Source organism: Actinosynnema pretiosum (genome assembly GCF_002354875.1).
Classification (GTDB): Bacteria; Actinomycetota; Actinomycetes; order Mycobacteriales; family Pseudonocardiaceae; genus Actinosynnema; species Actinosynnema auranticum.
This window is the reverse complement of record NZ_CP023445.1, coordinates 4584728-4601919: the sequence shown is the minus strand read 5'-3', so window position 1 is coordinate 4601919 and position 17192 is coordinate 4584728. Positions and strand designations below refer to the sequence as shown.

General features: G+C 73.5%; 7 protein-coding genes and 1 tRNA gene. 3 read left to right on the top strand and 5 right to left on the bottom strand.

Annotated features, from left to right (window positions below):
- Positions 1–32: 32 nt before the first annotated feature.
- Together CNX65_RS36270 and CNX65_RS19615 are read right to left on the bottom strand one after the other, a co-directional pair.
- Positions 33–476, bottom strand: a complete 444-nt coding sequence (locus CNX65_RS36270; RefSeq protein ID WP_177154283.1) for a hypothetical protein — start codon at positions 474–476, stop codon at positions 33–35.
- Entirely contained in the window at positions 446–10138 is a 9693-nt protein-coding gene (locus tag CNX65_RS19615) for a polymorphic toxin-type HINT domain-containing protein (RefSeq protein WP_096495054.1), read from the bottom strand. The genes CNX65_RS36270 and CNX65_RS19615 overlap by 31 nt, the downstream gene beginning before the upstream one ends.
- Before the next feature lie 510 nt (positions 10139–10648).
- On the opposite strand from CNX65_RS19615, the gene CNX65_RS19610 reads away from it, so the two are divergent.
- Positions 10649–12475 (top strand): tachylectin-related carbohydrate-binding protein, encoded by a 1827-nt coding sequence (locus tag CNX65_RS19610; RefSeq protein WP_177154282.1) that lies wholly within the window; start codon positions 10649–10651, stop codon positions 12473–12475.
- 74 nt (positions 12476–12549) lie between these two features.
- Here the strand turns inward: CNX65_RS19610 and CNX65_RS19605 are convergent, their stop codons facing one another.
- From CNX65_RS19605 to CNX65_RS19600, 3 genes are all read right to left on the bottom strand, one after another.
- Positions 12550–12990 (bottom strand): hypothetical protein, encoded by a 441-nt coding sequence (locus CNX65_RS19605; protein ID WP_096495052.1) that lies wholly within the window; start codon positions 12988–12990, stop codon positions 12550–12552.
- A gap of 151 nt (positions 12991–13141) precedes the next feature.
- Positions 13142–13227 (bottom strand) — tRNA-OTHER (locus CNX65_RS35515).
- A gap of 7 nt (positions 13228–13234) precedes the next feature.
- A complete protein-coding gene (locus tag CNX65_RS19600) occupies positions 13235–14239 on the bottom strand; it encodes a bifunctional lysylphosphatidylglycerol flippase/synthetase MprF (protein WP_096495051.1) in 1005 nt (334 codons plus the stop codon).
- Positions 14240–14430: 191 nt separating this feature from the next.
- Between CNX65_RS19600 and CNX65_RS19595 the strand changes: the two genes are divergently transcribed.
- Both CNX65_RS19595 and CNX65_RS19590 read left to right on the top strand, forming a co-directional pair.
- On the top strand, positions 14431–16056 hold the full coding sequence (locus CNX65_RS19595; protein ID WP_096495050.1) for an aldehyde dehydrogenase family protein: 1626 nt from the start codon (positions 14431–14433) through the stop codon (positions 16054–16056).
- The gene (locus tag CNX65_RS19590) at positions 16056–17192 is read left to right on the top strand and encodes an acyl-CoA dehydrogenase family protein (RefSeq protein WP_096495049.1); all 1137 of its coding nucleotides are present in this window, start codon (positions 16056–16058) and stop codon (positions 17190–17192) included. Before CNX65_RS19595 ends, CNX65_RS19590 begins: the two co-directional genes overlap by 1 nt.

Sequence of the window (17192 nt, the reverse complement as noted above, 5' to 3'; positions counted from 1 at the left end):
GGCGGCCGGTATCGCTCGCAGGCGTGGGAATCTCACTGTGCTGTCTTTGGCAGTCCGTAGAAGGCGAAGACGTGATCGCGCTGTTGCACGAGTGTGCCGACGAGTCGCGGCTCGGCAGGGGCGAAAATGTCCACCGTGAGACCCTGCTGCACCGCCTCTGCGGACAGGACGTGCGCGTGGCGTCCATCCCCCATCTGCCGGTCCATGCCTGTGGGATGCACATCAGGTCTGGAACCCTGGCAGCACAGCAGCAGCCCGTCTTGCTCCAGGCGTTCACGGAGATTCACCATGCAGGAGAACAGGTCCGTGCCGGTGAAAACCTCGTCGGGCATTCCTGCGCGGCTGGTGGTGACGGTGCACGGATCAGGCACGCTGATGATCAGGTCAAGCGCGACGTGCTGTCCCGTTGGATCAATCGCTGTGCGGCTGATCTGCTCGTTCCGCGTCATCTGCGGGCCTTCGGGTTCGGCAACCACGTCGATGTCCCCTCCAGGAAGCAACCGATCACGCATTCCGGGGTGACCTTGTGCGGGATGGCGATCTCCATCTCATGGGGATGGGGACTCCTCGCACCGAGCTCCTTGTTGACATCGAGCCCGGTGACGTCTCGGACGACGTACGTGTTGCCGTTCCGGCTATTGGCGTGGTTGAAGCTCGTGCTGGTCGACACGTAACCGGATTCTGGGACCCCGTATGTACCCGTCACACCGTAAGCATGCATTTCAAGATCCATGTTGTCCCCCTTCGGGGCGAATCCGGCGTCGAAGATCTCGGCTGGCTCACGCGTGTCAGAGCGGTAGAGATCGCCTGCCTCCTCGCAGTACCGAGCGCTGTTGTGCGTCAGCACCGACGCCGAACCGGCCAGCACGTGATACGTGTGCAGCCCGTCCACCGTCAGGTTGTGCACCAGCCTGGCGTCGGAGAACGGCCTCGTGCCCGCGACCGTCGCGGGTCGGTTGTCGGCCGTCAGGAACTCGTAGCCCGGCTTCAAGTCCTCCGCGTGCAACCACTTCCGCAGGGACTGCACCCAGAACGGGTGCTCGTCGGTCGCCACCAGGGTTCCCGTGCCGGATTCCGCCGTCTTCACCGCGATCTCGTAGAGCGCTCTCTCCGCCCGGTGCGACCGCGTGTCGGTGACCTGCTTGACCGCTGACTCGCCGGTCGTGGGATCGGTGGCCACGACTTCGTCACCGACCCGCACATCTTCGATCGGCTTGTGGCTGCCGTCGGCCATGAGCACCGGTGTGCTGCCGGAGAAGCTGTTGCTGTCGTAGGAGATCGCGCAGCTGCTACCGGCGGCCGCCCGCCCCCGCTCCCCGGCCTCGCCCGCCGCCCCGTTGCCGCGCCGCCGCGACGGGGACGTCATGCTCAGCAAATCCCCCAGCCCCGGCACCTGGGTGTTCGCGAAGTCCGTCACGGCCTGCTCGCCCACCGCCTGCACGACGCTGGTCCCCGGCTTCACGACCGTGGCCCGCACCGCCTCCCACACGCGGTTGACGTCCTGCACGTTCTCCGCCAGCCCCTGCACCTGCCGCGCGGGCAGGCTCGGGCTCGACGACACCAAATCCCGCGCCGCCACGCGCGGCTTCAGGGCGGCCTGCAGGACCGGGAGCGGGTTGGTCCGCGCGGCGTGGGCGATCGCCGCCCGCGCCCTGCTGGTCACCGCCTCCATCGCGGCCCGTCGAGCCGCCGCAGCCACCGCAGCCACCGCCCGGTGCGCCGCCGCCCTGGCCGCCCCCGCGGCAGCGGTCCTGGCGAAGTCGGCCACGTTGCGGCCCACCGCCGCCGCCCCGCCGCCCCGGCGCGCGCCCACCGCGACGTCGTCGCCGTACCTGCGCGCCCCGGCCGCCGCGTCGCCGCCGCGTCGCCGCACCCCGGCAGCGAGGTCGTCCCCGTACCGCCGCGCGCCGCCCAGCAGATCGCCCGCCGCGCCGAACAGGTACTTCGCACCCTTCGCCAGCTTGCCGAACGGCACGAAGTTCGAGGCCGCCCACAGGAAGTTGCCGAAGCTGGGCTCACGGATGAAGTTGACGACGTCGTTGTACCCGGACACCTCCTTGACGACGCCGAGCGCGGCCGACCCGACCTGCTTGACCCCGTTCCACACCTTGCCCCAGTCGGGCCAGTGGCCGTCCGGGTCGACCAGGTCGAGCGGCCTGCCCGCCGCGTAGGTGTAGCGGTTGAACAGGATCGACGGCCCCGACTCGGCGGAGACGGTGTCGCGCGAGGCGAACGTGCCGCTGCCTGGCCGGTACCAGCGGGCGCCCATGGTGACCTGGCCGGTGTCCGGGTCGGTCCAGTCGCCCTGGAACCCGACCTTGCGCTGCGCCCCGCTCACGGCGGTGGACGCGCCGAACGGGTCGAACGCGGCCGAGTCGGCCAGGCCCGCGCCCGCCGGGTCCAGGCCGCCGACGACGTCGCCGTGCTTGTCCGACACCGCCAGCCGCTTCGCGCCGCCCGAGGCCAGCGACAGCAGCTCCCCGCCCGGCCCCCTGCCGTAGGTCGACTCGCCGTCGGCGGCCGCGTCGAGGTCGAAGCCCGCGTAGGCGAACGTCGCGCCGCCGCGCGTGACCGGCCGGTCGAGGCCGTCGTAGGCGTAGCGGGTGCGGCCGACCTCCACCAGGCGGTCGAAGGCGTCGAAGGAGAATTCCTCCTCGAACCCGGAGGACGTCCTGGACGCGAGCGTGCCGCGCGGGGTGTGGGTGTAGGTGTAGTCGCCGTCGGACAGCAGCCGGTTGCGCTCGTCGTGGACGGCGGTCTTGTCCCCGGCCCGCACCCGGTTGCCGGACGCGTCCCAGGCGTAGTCGGTGCGCTTCCCACCGACCGTCCACGAGGTCAGCCGGTTGGCGTGGTCGTAGCCGTAGGTATGCTCACCTGCCCCGGCGAGACCGGTGACGACCTTGCGGGTGAGCCGGTCGTTGAGGTCGTGCTCGTAGGAGAGCGAGAACAGCGCCGCGCCCGAGGCGTCGGCGAGGACGTCGGACTTCTGCCTGCCGAGCTCGTCGTACGCGAACGCGCGGGTGCGCAGGCCGCCGTAACCGAGCGCCTTGAGCTGCCCGGCCTCGTTGTAGGAGAACGAGATCGGCGTCCCGGTGACGCCGTCGGCGACGGTGCTGAGCCTGCCGCGCTGGTAGCCGAACCCGGTGGTGCCCGCCGCATCGGTGCGGCTGGTCATCCGGCCGTCGCCGTCGTAGGCGTAGGAGGAGTCGCCGGAGGGGCCGGTCGCCGACAGCAGCGCGCCCCGGTCGTCGTAGGCGTAGGTGTTGCGCCCGCCGGGCGCGTCGACGGCGGTGAGCCTGCCCGCCTGGTCGTAGGCGCGGGTGCGCTCGGCGGTGGCGCTCTGCGCGCCCGCCCCGGTCTCGCGGGTCAGCCTGCCCAGGGCGTCGTGGGAGCGCTCGCGGACGACCCCGCCGGGGGCGGTGAGCCGGGTGGCGTTGCCCTCGGCGTCGTAGACGGCGGTCCACGTGCGGTCGGCGGGCGCGGGGTGGGCGGCGGTGGCCGGTTCAACGACCGACTCGGGCAGCGACCACGGCGTGTAGGTGGTGGTGAACCGGTTGCCCCGCCCGTCGGTGTGGCGGGTGCGGTTGCCGCGCGCGTCGTAGCCCTGCGAGGTGGTGATCGACTCGGTGTCGGAGACCGGCTCCACCTGGGAGGTGAGCCTGTTCAGCGCGTCGTAGGAGTAGCGCGCGGTGCGGCCGAGCGCGTCGGTGGCGGTGAGCGCGTTGCCCGCGGCGTCGTGGGTGTAGGACGTGCGGCGCAGCACGCGGTTCTGCGCGTCGAGGCTGAACTGGCCGGTGAGCCGTCCCGCGCCGTCGTGGCGCAGGTAGCTGGTGCGGCCCAGCGCGTCGCGCTGCCACACCGGGCGGCCGAGGCCGTCGTGGCCGAACTGGGTGGTGACGCCCGCGGCGTCGGTGGCTCCGGTGCGCTGGCCGAGGGCGTCGTGGGTGTAGGTGGTGGTGTCGCCGGACGGCGCGATGGCCTTGACCAGCTCGCCCGCGTCGTCGTGCTCGAAGCGCGTGGTGTGCGCCGCGGTGGTGGGCCTGCGCTCCAGCTGGGTCCGGGTGACCTGGCGGCCGAGCGCGTCGTAGGTGGCCTCGGTGCGCGCCCCGGTCGGGTCGGTGACCGAGAGCCGCTCGCCGTTGTGGGTGTAGGTGTAGCGCCACGTGCCGCCCGGCGCGGTCGGGTCATCGGCGGCGGGGTCGACGCGCTCGGCCAGCCTGCCGAGCTGGTCGTACCGGAAAGCGGTGACGGCGCCGCGCGGCCCGGTGGTCTCGACCGCGTTGCCCGCGGCGTCGTAGCGGGTGGTGCTGACGGCCTCGACGGGCTGGGACGCGCCGAGCGGGGTGTAGTCGGGGGCCTGGACCCGGACGGGGCGGCCGACCTTGTCGTGCGTGGTGCGGGTGGTGCCGCCGTTCTCGTCGCGGACGGCGGTCTCGTCGCCGAAGGCGTCGAACCCGATGAGCGTGGTCGGCCGGGTCGTGGTGGGCGCGCCCGAGCCGTTCTCGACGGCCACGGGGGGCGCGACGACCGCGACCCGCCGCTCGCTCTCGTCGTAGCGGTACTCGGTGGTGAAGGCGGCGGGGTCGGCTCCGGGGGCGTTGCCGCGCGGGTCGGTCTCCGAGACCTGGAGGCCGCGCAGGTCGTAGCGACGGCTGGTGGTGAGCGCGGTCGCCCCGGACTGGACGCTCTCGGTGGTGCGGTTGCCCGCGCCGTCGTAGCCGTAGTCGACGACCGAGGAGGCCGAGGTCTGCACGCCGGAGGTGTTGGAGCCGTTCCCGGAGCGGGCGACCTGGGTGACGTTGCCGTTGGGGTCGTACCGGTAGGAGGTGCGCCTGGCCAGGCCGTCGGGGTCCGCCAGGACCTCGCTGACGCGGCCGACGGCGTCCACGGAGTACCGGGTCGTCCGGCCGCCGGGGCCGGTGGTGGCGACGAGGTTGCCCGCGCCGTCGTAGGTGTTGCGCTCCAGCACGACGCGGCGGGTCCCCCCGCCCTCGGCCGGGACCTCGGCGAGGACCTGGAACACCAGGCCGTTGGGCGTGTGCTCGTACAGGGTCTTGCGGCCCATCGCGTCGACCCGCCGGATGAGCCTGCCGCCCAGGTCGTAGGTGTTGGCCTCCAGCACCAGCAGCGAGCCCGCGTCGGGCGTCCCGGCCGCGCCGCGACCACCCGACACCGGCTTGCCGTGCCAGCCGCGCAGCCGGACCTCGGCGACCTTGTTGCGGGCGGTGTAGGCGTACTCGATCCGGGTGCCGAGCGGGTCGACGACCTGCGTGCGGTTGCCGAAGACGTCGTAGGCGTAGCTGGTCGTGGAGCCCTCGGCGTCGGTGACGGACGCCTGCCTGCCCCGGTCGTCGTAGGTGTAGGAGGTGGCGCGGGGTGCGTCGCCGCCGGTCAGGTCGGAGACGACGACACGCTCCGGCTGCCCGTCGGCGGTGTAGGCCGTCACGGTGGACTTGGTGTGCCGCACGCCGGTGACCGCGTTGGTGACGGGCGCGTCGGTGACCGCGACGAGCCGGTTCAGCGCGTCGTAGGCGAACGTGGTCTCCAGACCCTGCGGGAAGGTGTCGGAGAACTCGGTCTCCGAGACCTTGCGGCCCAGCAGGTCGTAGCGGTAGCGGGTGACGCGGCCGGTGGCCTCGCCCGCGGTGCGGCCGGGCTCGGTGGTGGAGGCCAGGTCGCCGTTGCGCAGGTAGCGGTGGGTGGTGACCTGGCCGCGTGCGTCCTGCGTGGTCTTGAGCAGGCCCGCAGGCTCGTTGCCGCCGCCCTCGGCGGCGCTGCTGCCGTCGGTGTAGGTGTGCCTGACGGTCGCGCCGTCGGGCATGGTCTGCTTCACCAGTTCGCCGCGCGCGTCGTACTCCGACGAGGTCAGGTAGCGGGTGTCGGCGGCGTCGGCGGAGCGGCCGTCGCGGGCGGTGAGCTGCTTGTCGATGCGCGGATCGGTGTCGTTGGCCCTGCCCGCAGCGGGCCGGTGGTAGGTGAAGTGCTCGGTGCTGCACGTGTCGGGCAGGCGGCAAGTGGTGCGGGCGAGCACATTGCCGCGTTCGTCGTTGCGCAGCACGACCCGGTGGCCGTTCTCGTCGGTGATGGTCTGCTGGAAGCCCGAGTCGTCGTAGTCGTAGGTGCGCACGCCCACGCCCCGCACGGGGCCGCCCTGCCAGTTCGGGTCGCTGACGCCGGTGCCGCCGCAGTAGCCGGGCACGCCGTCCGGGTCGGTGGGCGGCGCCGAGGTGCAGGGCGGGGCGCTGGTCGGGGTGGTCGGCGGCGCGGCCGGGTCGGGTCGGTCCTCGGGGCGCACGCCGGTGCCGAGCGGTGCGACGAAGCGGATGATCCGGCCGCGCACCGGGTCGTAGTCGAAGAAGTGCGAGCGGTTGCCCGGATCGGTGACCTCGGTGGAGCGCACCAGGTTGCGGACGGTCCGGTTCTGCCCGTCCATGGTCTCGGTTCCGCTGACCTGGGGCAGGCCGAGCCGCCAGCGCCCGCCGTCGGCGTCGGTGTACTCGCGGAGCCGGTCGTTGGTGGTGTCGTAGGACAGCTCGGCGGCGACTCGGCCGCTGGGGACGGTGATCCTGGTGAGCTGGTCGGAGTGCTCGCGGGCGCGGAAGTGGCCGCGCGCGGCCTCCTCGCCGAGCGGGTGCAGGTAGAGCGCGACCTCATCGATCTCCCCCGCGAAGTGCTTGACCGGCTCGCCCGGCCACCAGCCGTGCGGGGCCCAGTCGGCGGGGCCGACGACGTGCGACGCGCCGATCTGGCCGTGGGTGAACAGGCTGGTGTCGATCTCGCCCTCGGTGCTGCCGACCTTCGCGCCGTCCAGGAACAGGGTCTGGGTGGCCAGCGAGCCGGAGAGCACGACGTGGTGCCACCGGCCGTCGTTCACGATGCCCGCGCTGGTGATGGGGGCGACCCGGCCGTGCCAGAACTGGCCGCGCAGCCTGCCGTCGCGGTCGACGTAGAGGGCGGGGACCGCGCCGATCGGGTCCCGGTCGAACGGGGCGCGCTGGAAGCCGAGGAGCGGGCCGCCGGAGGTGGTGCGGAACCACAGCTCCACCGACAGGTCGCGGCTCTTCTTCAGCGCCCCGTCGGGCAGTCGGACGTGGGAGCCAGTGCCGCTGAACGAGGTGGACGCGTCGCCGGTGCCGTCGAGGGCGCCGGGCGCGCCGGGCGAGCTGCCCCGGTGGGCGGCGGCGTCCTTGCCGAGGTTCGTGGCGACCTGGCTGGGCGCGTCGGCCGAGCCGGGGGACTCGCCCAGCCGCCAGTACGAGTCGGGGCGGGAGTCCAGGACGGCGCTGCGGTAGTGGGAGCCGGTGGTGTAGTCGTACCGGGTGCAGCCGCCCAGGGGGTCGCAGACCTCGGTGAGCCGGTCGCCGAGGTAGCGGTAGGCCCAGCGCGCCGGGACGCCGCCGGTGGCGGGCGGATCGGTGCGGACCTCGGTGACGTGGTTCCCGGTCCAGGTGAAGGTCAGGACGCGGGCGGGCAGGCTCCGGTCGGCGGAGGCGCGGCCGACGGCGCGCCGCAGCTTGCCGTCGGGGCCGTGGTCCAGCTCGGTGGAACGGCCCGCGCTGTCCAGGACCGCCATGAGCCTGCCGTCGAACTCGCGGAAGGTGTAGGTGGTGTTCGTCTTGTCCACCAGCACGTACGGCAGGGTCGGCTGGCCGAAGTCCTGGTAGAAGGTGGCGGACCGGCCGGACGGCGGGTCGAAGCTGCCGTCCTCGGCGTTGCGGCCGAAGCGGACCTGCTGGCCGTCGGGGTAGGTGACGACGACGTTGCCCGAGCCGTCCTGGTCCGGCACGACGCGCATGTCGTAGCGGGTTGACCAGCCCGCGCCGAACAGCAGGTCCGCGCGCGGGTCGAGGCTGTTGTAGGTGCGCGCGACGCTCAGCTCCGGGCCGGTGACGCCGAGCGTGGCGTCCACGGCGGAGGTGGTGTAGTTGCCGGTCTGCGGGTCGAAGTCGAGGTCGCCCGCGCTGTAGGGCGCGCCGCCCAGGTGCGCGGTGATGGCGGGCTGCGGCACGGCGGTGAGCAGGGCGCTGAAGGGCAGCGCCTCGCTGCGCGCGCCGCTGGGGTCGACGGCGAAGGCCCGCCAGTGGTAGGTCTCGCTCCACTGCAACCGTCCCCTCGGGACGGTCCAGGTCTTGCCCGCCAGGCGTGGGGACAGGGTGCAGCTCCCCGGATCGGGGGCGCCGTCGGTGGTGCTGCCGCAGACCTCGAACTCGTAGCGGACGCTGGTGTTCGGCGGCGCGTCGACGTCGACGGCGTCGGCCCACAGCTGCGGGGTGAGGGTCGGCGCGGAGTGACCCGCGGGCGGGTACTGAGCCTTCACGATCGGCGGGATCTCGAACACGGTCAGCGACAGCCGCACCGGCGGGATCTGCTCGTCGGTGAACCAGGTCTGCCCGTGCGCCATCGAGAAGTCGAGCAGGTAGTCGCCGGGGTTGGCGGCGTGCACATCGGCGTCGAGCGTGACGGTCTCGCCGGGAGGCACGGTGCGCGGCAGCGCCGCCGAGTCGCGCGACTGGACCGGGCGGCCCTCGGGGGTGAACATCCGGTAGGCGAGCCGGTGCGAGCCGGGGTTCCAGTCTGCCGAGCCCCGGTTGGTGACCGCGATGCGCACCTTGCCCCCCTGGGTGCGCAGCACGGGCGGCTCCGGCACGCCCCGCTCGACCCGGTAGGCTGCGTCGTAGGGGGTGTGGGTGACGAACAGGCGCGGCGGGTTGGCCGTCCCCGCGCCCGCGAACTTCTTCCAGCCGGAGGTGGCCCGCACCGCGAGGCCGTTGTTCGCCTGCCCGCGCACCCAGCCCTGGACCAGGTCGCGACCGCCGTCGCCCAGGTCGATCACGTCCGCCCCCGCGGGGCAGGCCGAGTGGGACTGGCCCAGGGCCACGTGGCCGCGCGCGAACGAGGCCCCGCCGAGGGTCTGGGAGGTGGGCGGCTTGCCGCTGCCGGTCGCGTCCCACGGGGCGTCGACCTTCTGCACGACGACGGGCTCGGGGCGGCAGGAGGGGGCGTCGAAGCTGGTCAGGTAGAGCTGCGCGCCGAAGACGCGGTGCCCGGCCAGCGCCGGGGAGACGCCGTCGAACTTGAGGAACAGGTCGCTGCCCTGGCCGACGCGCAGGTCGGTGCCGCCGGTGCGGTCGCCGCCGGAGGTGACGACGGCGGCGTCCGCGGTGGCCCCGTGCACGGAGGGGTCGACCAGGACCGGGTAGGCGCGGGCCGGGTCGCGCAGCCACGCGCTGTCCAGGGTCGCCTTCAGCGCCCGCCCGCCCGCGTGGTCGACCAGCTCGTAGCGCACGCCGTGCGAGGTCTGCGGGTCCTCGGGCCTGGAGTCGACCATGAAACCCGCCGGGATGACGGCCTTGACCGCGCCGCCGCCGTCAACCAGCTCGACCCGCCCGTACGCCAGGCGCGCGGTCAGGCCCTCCAGCGCCAGGGGGAACAACCAGGTGTGCGGCGCGTCGGGGGAGCCGAGGACCAGGGTCTCCTTGACGCCGCCGGGTAGCGCGTCCAGCCGCAGATCGGTGTGGGCGGCCACGCCGGGGTAGGTGACGCGGGCGCCGTCGGCCCGGCCGCGCGCGGGGGCCGCGCCCGCGAGGCCGTAGGCAAACGCGTGGCCGCCGGGCAGCTCCAGCCGCACGAAGGGCCGCTCGGAGGCGGTCGCGGCGAACCGGGCGCTCGTCCCGTCGCCGCTGCGCGGGCCGCGCCAGCCGTCCCCGTCGGCGACGACCTGCGCGTCGACGGGCCGCCACGAGCCGTCGAGGAGGCGCTGGTGCAGCGGGGACTGGCTGAACTCGGTGGTGCTGGTGCCGTCCGCGTTGTCGAAGGTGCGGGAGAACTCCTCGCGCCTGCTCTCGTCCTCGCGGCTGGTCGCGGCGTCGTAGCCGGTGGCGCGCGCCTCGGCGGGCAGCTCGCGGACCTCGTTGGGCCGGACCGCGCTGTCGGGGAAGTCCGGCTGCGGGTGCTTGGCCAGCTCCGACCGGGGCAGCTCGCGGTTGGGGGTGTCGCCGACGGCCTCGTGCTCCTGGCCCTCGGCGGTGCCCCACTCCTGCTCGGGCGCGGGGGCGCCCGCCCCCGAGGGGGCCGAGGCGGTCCACCCCGGCAGCAGCGCCACCACGTCCTGGGCCACCGCGCCCAGGAGCACGACCACGACCAGGCAGATCGCCAGCCCGACCCGGCTCGGCGGCGGCCCGGGAAATGAATTCCGGGCACGCCGAAAACGGTCAACCACCATTGTGCGCGCATTCCCCCCGTGCTGGCAGGCCCGCTCCGCCGAGTGCCTCGGATCGCTGCGGCCCGTCGCCCGGCAAAGCATCCAGGTCGCCCCTGGCCCGGACAATGCGGTCGTCCGAAGCGGAAGCGTTCCGGAACGCGGACAGACCCGTGCGGCCCAGCGCGGGTGGGTGGATCGTGCGCCCTCCTGGCCGCTAGCAGGGCCAAAAGCAGGATTGGCCCGCGTGCTCCGGCTCGGTACGGTCCCAGCGACCGGACACTCGCAGCAGGGGGAGCACGAATGCCCAGGTCGAGGTTCTCACCGCGCGGGAAAGCCATTCCGCTGGTTCTGGCGACCGTGGCGGCACTGGGATCACCAGCTTTTCCCGCCGCGCAGGCGGGGATTTCCGCCAAGGCTGTGGCGCTGGTCTGCAAGTCGGCTGTGAGCGTGTTCGGCGTGACACCGGGCGGTGATTTCTTCCGCTACCCGCACGAGGAGCCGGAGAACGGGAACCTCGTGTGGGGCGTGAAGCGGGTGGTGGGGTCGGGCTGGCACATCGGGCGCACCCTGGCCGGTCCGGACGGCGTGGTCTACAGCATGGTCGCCGCCACGGGCGAGCTGCGGCGGTACCGCTGGAACGAGTCGGCGGCGGGCGGACAGGGCGGCTGGGACTCCTGGAACGGCGCGCAGTTCCGCGTCGTGGGCGGCGGCTGGAGCCGCTACTCGCAGGCCGCGCACCGCAACAAGGTCACGGTGGACGAGAAGGGCAGGCTCTACCAGATCACGCCCGAGGGCAGCCTGAAGGTGTTCGCGTGGTCGGGCGACGACGCCACCGGCGGGTGGACCGCGGAGACGGCCGACGGCAAGGTGCTCGACACCGGCTGGGGCCAGTACGACCTCGTCGTGGCCGCCGGTGACGGGGTGCTGTACGCGCGCAGGCCCAGCGGCGAGCTGTTCCGGTTCCGCTGGCACGCCGCCTCGGACCGGTTCGTGCAGCACGCGGCTCCGGCGGGCGCGGGCTGGAACATGTTCAACCGGATCTTCTCCGCAGGCGGCGACGTGCTCTACGGCACGCGCGCCGACAACGGCGGCGAGCTGCTGTGGTACCGGTACGACGAGGTGAGCGGCACGTGGGCCGACACCGGCCGCGACGTCGGCAAGCTCGTCGGCTTCGGCTGGCACGGCGAGCTCGACGTGGTCGCCAACCCCAACGGGTGCAGGCTGAGCGGCAACGCCCTGCCCACCCGGCCGTCGGTGCCGGTGCGCCGCGACGCGCCCACGGCGGTGCGGCAGGCCCCGGACGGGAAGCTGTCCTACTTCTACACCAATAGCGAGGGCGGGCTGACCGCCGCCACCCAGCGCTACCCGGACGACTTCTCCTTCCTGGACTACCAGACCTTCACCGGGCACCACGGGTTCTCCGGCGTTCCGGGGGCGGCGGTGCGCGGGGACGGCCGGTTCGAGGTGCTGGCCAACAGCAGCGACGACGGCGAGTACCGGGGCAGGACCCAGCAGGTCCGCAACGGCGCGTGGGGACCGGGCGGGGTGGCCCCGCAGGGCGGCTGGCTGCTCGGCGACCCGGTCGCGGCGCCGGAGGTGGGCGGGGCGCTGAGCTGGTTCGGGGTGGATGCCTCGGGCGGGCTGTGGCGGCGGACCCAGGTGGCCGCTGACGGCGCCTACCTGCCGTGGCGGCGGATCACCGCGAGCGGCCTGAGCGCCGACCTCACCGCGCTGCGCAACGGGGACGCGGTGGACGTGGTGGCCCGCTTCGCCGACGGCACCGCCCGCGTGGCGCGGGTGAACGGCTCGGCGCAGCTGAGCTGGCGCACCGTCGGCTCCGGGGTGACCGGCCTGCCCGCGGCGGTCGCGCACGGTGGCGGCGCGCTGCAGGTGTTCACCCGGCGCGACGACGGGTACGTGCACACCCAGCGCGAGGCGGGCGGCGCGTTCCCCGGAACGTGGCAGCGGGTCGGCGACCTCCAGGCTGCGGGGTCGCCCGCCGCGGTGCTGACCGGCGACGGCTTGGTGGAGCTGGCGGCGCGCGGTGACGACGGGTACGTGCACCAGGCTGGCCAGCAGGCACCGGCGGGCGGGTTCGGGAACTGGACGATCCGCTACTTCGAGGACGCCGCGACCGACCCGGCGGGGCTGGTGCTGGCGAGCGGCAGCCCGGTGTTCACCTGGCGCACCCCCGGTGGGCTGATCGCCACCTCCTACGTCGCGCCGTGGAGGCGCGCTGCGAGCGGGGCGGCCGGGACGACGGCGCGAGGGTAGCCGGGGACGTCCTCTGGTCGACCGCGCCGGCGAGCCGGCCGAGGGGGCGAGCCGTGACTCCGGGACGTGCCGGGTCAGCGGCGCCCGGTGGACAGGACGACGAGGAACTGGCCGCCACCCGCCTCGACGGTCGCGGTCACCGGCACGCCGGGCGTCAGCCGGGAGAACCGGTCCACCAGCCAGTCCGCCGCCTCCTGGGCGTCCTGCCGCGTGGGGCAGCGGGCCACCACCTCGCGCCCGCCCTTGCGCTCCAGCCGCCCGGCGACGGTGATCAGCGGCGCGGGCTCGGCCACGTGCAGGCGCTCCGGCCAGGCGATGACGACCTTGACCGCGCCCTTGCGCGTGTTGCACCCCCGGTGCGCCAGCCGCTCGGCGACCTTGGCCTTGCGGTCGGCGGTCCGGCTGTCCACGCTGGGACCCCTGGGGTCGTTCACGGACATGTCGGGGTCGACGGGCTCGTCGCACACCCAGCACCGCCAGCCGTCGCGTTCGGCCACGTCGTCGAGGAGGCTCACCGGGGCACCCTAGCCCGTGGCCAAGGCCCCGCCCCTGGCGGGAGAGCCGCCCGACCCGGTGCGGCCGGCCTTCGCCCGCAGTGCGGCCGGAATCCCACCGGCGGTCCCGGCCCGGTCGGAACCGGGCCGGGACCGCGGGCGGGCGGTGAAGCGGAAGGGGCAGGATTCGAACCTGCGCGGGGCGTGGCCCCGACCGGGCGGACCCGGTCCTCGTTCGGCCTCTTCGAGTACCCTTCCCGGCCCGTCACACGATGTTCGTCGCCCTCGCCAGGCTCCACAGCGACCGCGGCGAGATCCCGCCGTCGAAGGCGAAGTACTCCGGCAGCACCACCGTCGGGCACCACTTCAGCTTGTACTCCACCTGGCTCTTCGCCGGGTACACCCGCTCGCCCCGCTCCGCCAGCAACCGGATGACCCGCGCCGCGAAGGGGCTCGCGGTCGGCAGCCGGTGGCTGTCGTCCAGGCCGGTGAACGGGGTGAAGCCGAAGTGCAGCCACGGCGCGCCCAGCGCCCTGAAGTGCTCGACGGCGTGCGCGTTGATCGCCTCCATGACCCCCGGCGGGCACTCGGGCAGCCGCCTGCTCAAATCGTGCAGCCACCCCGGCCGCGACCCGTGCACCGGCGCGTAGGAGATGTACCCGACCGGCCTGCCGCCGATCCGGCCCACGAACAGCTTGCGCCGCGCCTGCCACTCACCCCCGATCTCGCCGATCAGGAACGTCAGCTCCTTGGTGCGCCTGCCCTTCTGGCGCAACCACCGCGCGTCGATGTCCCTGATCGCCCCGGTGTGCCCGTCCGCGTCGACCTCCGCCACCTCCAACCCCTCCCGCAGCGCGCGGGAGATCTTGTTGCGCAACCGGACGAAGCGCTTGCCGCGCAAGGAGAACCCGCCCAGCTCCACCGCGTACGACGCGCCGACCTGGTTGACCGTCAGACCGAGCCCGGCCAGCAGCTCGGCGTCGGCCCGCTGCAACTGCACCCCGATCACCTTGCGCCCCCTGGCGTGCGCGTGCTCCAGGAACCTGCGCTGCAACCCCTCGCGCTCGCCCTCACCGGTGAAGGGGCCGCCGAACTGCAACCACCGCCGCCCCCTGGCCCGGTAGCACACGAACCCGTCCACGCCGGGCGCGGTGAAGTGCTCGTTCTCGGCGTTGAGGGCCAGGAACGCGCTCGGGTTGTCCGCGTACCGCTCCAGCGCGGGGAGCAGCTGCCGCCGACCGTCCCGCCGGACCGCGTCCGGTGCCTCCATGATCCGCCTCCGCCCTCGGGGAAACCACGGGGACGACCCTAGGAACCGCCCCTGACGCAGGCTCGACACCGCACCCCGGCGGGCGTCAGCGCCGTTTCAGGGACCCTCCGGATACTTCCGGGTCGACCACTTGACAGGCACAGCGCTGCGCGGCAGCTCCACCTGCCGGCGGAACCTACGAATGCGGGGTCATGGTGACAGCGCACGTCGAAGCCCGAACGGTCCCCTCACTGGGCAGTCTCGTGCGGGGCAAGGACGTCCACAGCGGACAGTGGGTGTACGCGCTCTCCGCGCGGGCCGTGCTGGACGACTCGTTCGCGAGCCTGACGCTCAAGCGGAAGCTGGAGTCCGGCAAGCTCCAGCTCGCCGACGCGCCCCCGGACGTCGTCGTCGGCCGGGTCGCGGTCGCGACCGGGGAGACCGTCGCCGACGCCCTGGCCGCCGCGGCCGAGGCCACCGCCGTCTGGCGCGCCGCCCCGCTCTCCGTGCGCCTGGACGACTGGATGGAGCTGCTGCGCGCCGCCATCCGGGACAACGAGGACGAGATCGTCCGGATGCTCACCCTGGAGGGCCACCCGCTGGAGCTGGCCCGCTGGGAGATCGGCGGGATGCACGAGCTGACCCGCCCCGAGAGCAGGGACTACCTGCGCGGCCAGCTGTGGCAGGAGTTCCTCGTCGACGGCCACCGCCGCAACATCGTGCGCCGCGCGGCCGACGGCGTGGTCTGCGTCAACCCGCCCGCCAACGCGCCGCTGGTCAGCGCGCTGCTGGGGCTCACCGCCATCGCGGGCGGCAACGCCGTGGTGGTGCGCGCGCCCCGCACGGCGCCCTTCGGCGTCAGCCACGTGCTGCGCAACGTCATCGCGCCCGTCCTGGACCAGCTCGGCGCCCCGCCCGGCACGCTCAACGTCGTGTGCGGCCACCCCGGCCCGATGCTCGACGCCTGGATCGACAGCCCGCTGGTCGACGACATCATGTACTTCGGCGACGTCCCCAGCGGCCTCAAGATCGAGCGCCGGTGCGTGGAGGCGGGCAAGAAGCCCATCCTCGAACTCGCGGGCAACGACGTCGTCCTGGTCTGGAAGGACGCCGACCTCGACGGCGCCGCCGACGCGCTCGCCGAGGGCTTCCACGGCTCCGGCCAGCTGTGCATGATCCCCAACCAGGCCCTGGTCCACCCCGACGTGGCCGACGACCTCATCGAGCGCCTGGTGCGCCGGGCGCGGGCGCTGCGGCCCGGCTACCCCGACGAGGAGGGCGTCCTGCTCTCCCCGGTGCTGCGCCACGACAAGTTCCACCGCACCCTCGCCGACGCCGTGGACAAGGGCGCCACGATCGTCACCGGCGGCCACGGCACCCAGATCGACGGCACGCGCGACGCCGCCGGGTTCTTCCTTGAGCCCACCGTGCTGCGCGTGGACGGCCTGCGCGGCGCCCGCGAGATCGAGGCGGTCAAGCACGAGACGTTCTTCCCGCTGCTGCCGGTCATCGTCCCCGAACCGGACGACGACGACGTCCTGTTCGACAGCTTCGTGGAGTTCGTCAACACCAACCTCTACGGGCTGCGCAACTCGCTGTGGGCGCGCGACGCGGCGGTCGTGGACCGCTTCGTCTCCGGCACCACCAAGGGCGGCCTGCTCAAGGTCAACGACTCGCACATCGCCTTCACCAGCCCGCTGCCCTCGCACGGCGGGACCGGGCTGACCGGCGGCGCGTTCGGCGAGGCCAACTACCCGGTGCTGCGCACCACGCACGTGCAGGGCGTTTCCATCATCGCGGACGGCGCTCCGCGACCGGCGAAGGAGGAACGGCGCTGATGCGCACTCTCGACGACGCGCGCGAGGTCTGCGAGGCCCACCTCCCCGGCCTGCTCGGCAAGCTCGCGCAGATCCCCCTGGCGGAGCTGGAGAAGCCGGGCAACCCCGGCCTCGAGCTGTTCAAGAGCTGCGGCGGCCCCGCGCTGCTGATCCCCGAGCGCTACTCCGGCTCCGGGGCCACCCCGCTGCAGGCGCTGCGGATCACCCGCGCGATCGGCGCCGCCGCCCCGTCCCTGTCGGTGGCCACCACCATGCACCACTTCTCGGTGGCCACCATCTTCACCCTCGCCGAGAGCCTGCGCTCCAGCGGCGTGGAGTGGGCCCTGCTGGAGGGCATCGCGACGCAGAGCCTGCTGGTGTCCTCCGGTTTCGCCGAGGGCAACCCCGGCCAGGGCATCCTCTCGCCGACCGTGGCAGGCGTGCGCGCCGAGGGCGGCATCGTCGTCAACGGCGCCAAGCGGCCGTGCAGCATGTCCCGCTCGATGGACCTGCTCTCCGCCAGCGTCTCGGTGCCCTCGGCCGACGGCGGCTCCGAGACCGTGCTGATGCTGCTGCCCGCCCAGACGCCCGGCGTGAGCGTGCACCCCTTCTGGGGCAGCAACGTCCTGGCGGGCGCGGAGAGCGACGAGGTCAGGCTCACCGACGTCTTCGTCGACGACCGGCTGCTCGTGCCCACCGAGGTGGGGGAGCGCGGCGAGCTGGACGAGCTGCAGACCGTCGGGTTCATGTGGTTCGAGATGCTGATCACCGCCTGCTACCTGGGCATGGCCAGCGCGCTCGTCGAGCGGGTGCTCGACGCCGGGAAGCTCTCGCCCGAGCAGTTCGCGGAGCTGGGCGTGCGGCTGGAGACCGCCGCGCTGCTGCTGGAGGGCATCGCGGGCGCGCTCGCCGCAGGGGAGGGCGACAACGCCGCGCTGACCAGGACCATGATCGCCCGCTACGGCGCGCAGGACGCCATCGTCGAGGTCGCGGGCAGGGCCGTGGAAGCCCTGGGCGGCATGGCGTTCATCGCCTCGCCCGACGTGGCCTACCTCGCCTCGGCCGCGCACTGCTCGCTGTTCCACCCGCCGTCGAAGTCCGCCACCCGCAGGGCCCTCGCCGAGAGCTTCGCGGGCGACGTGCTCAGGATCGCCTGA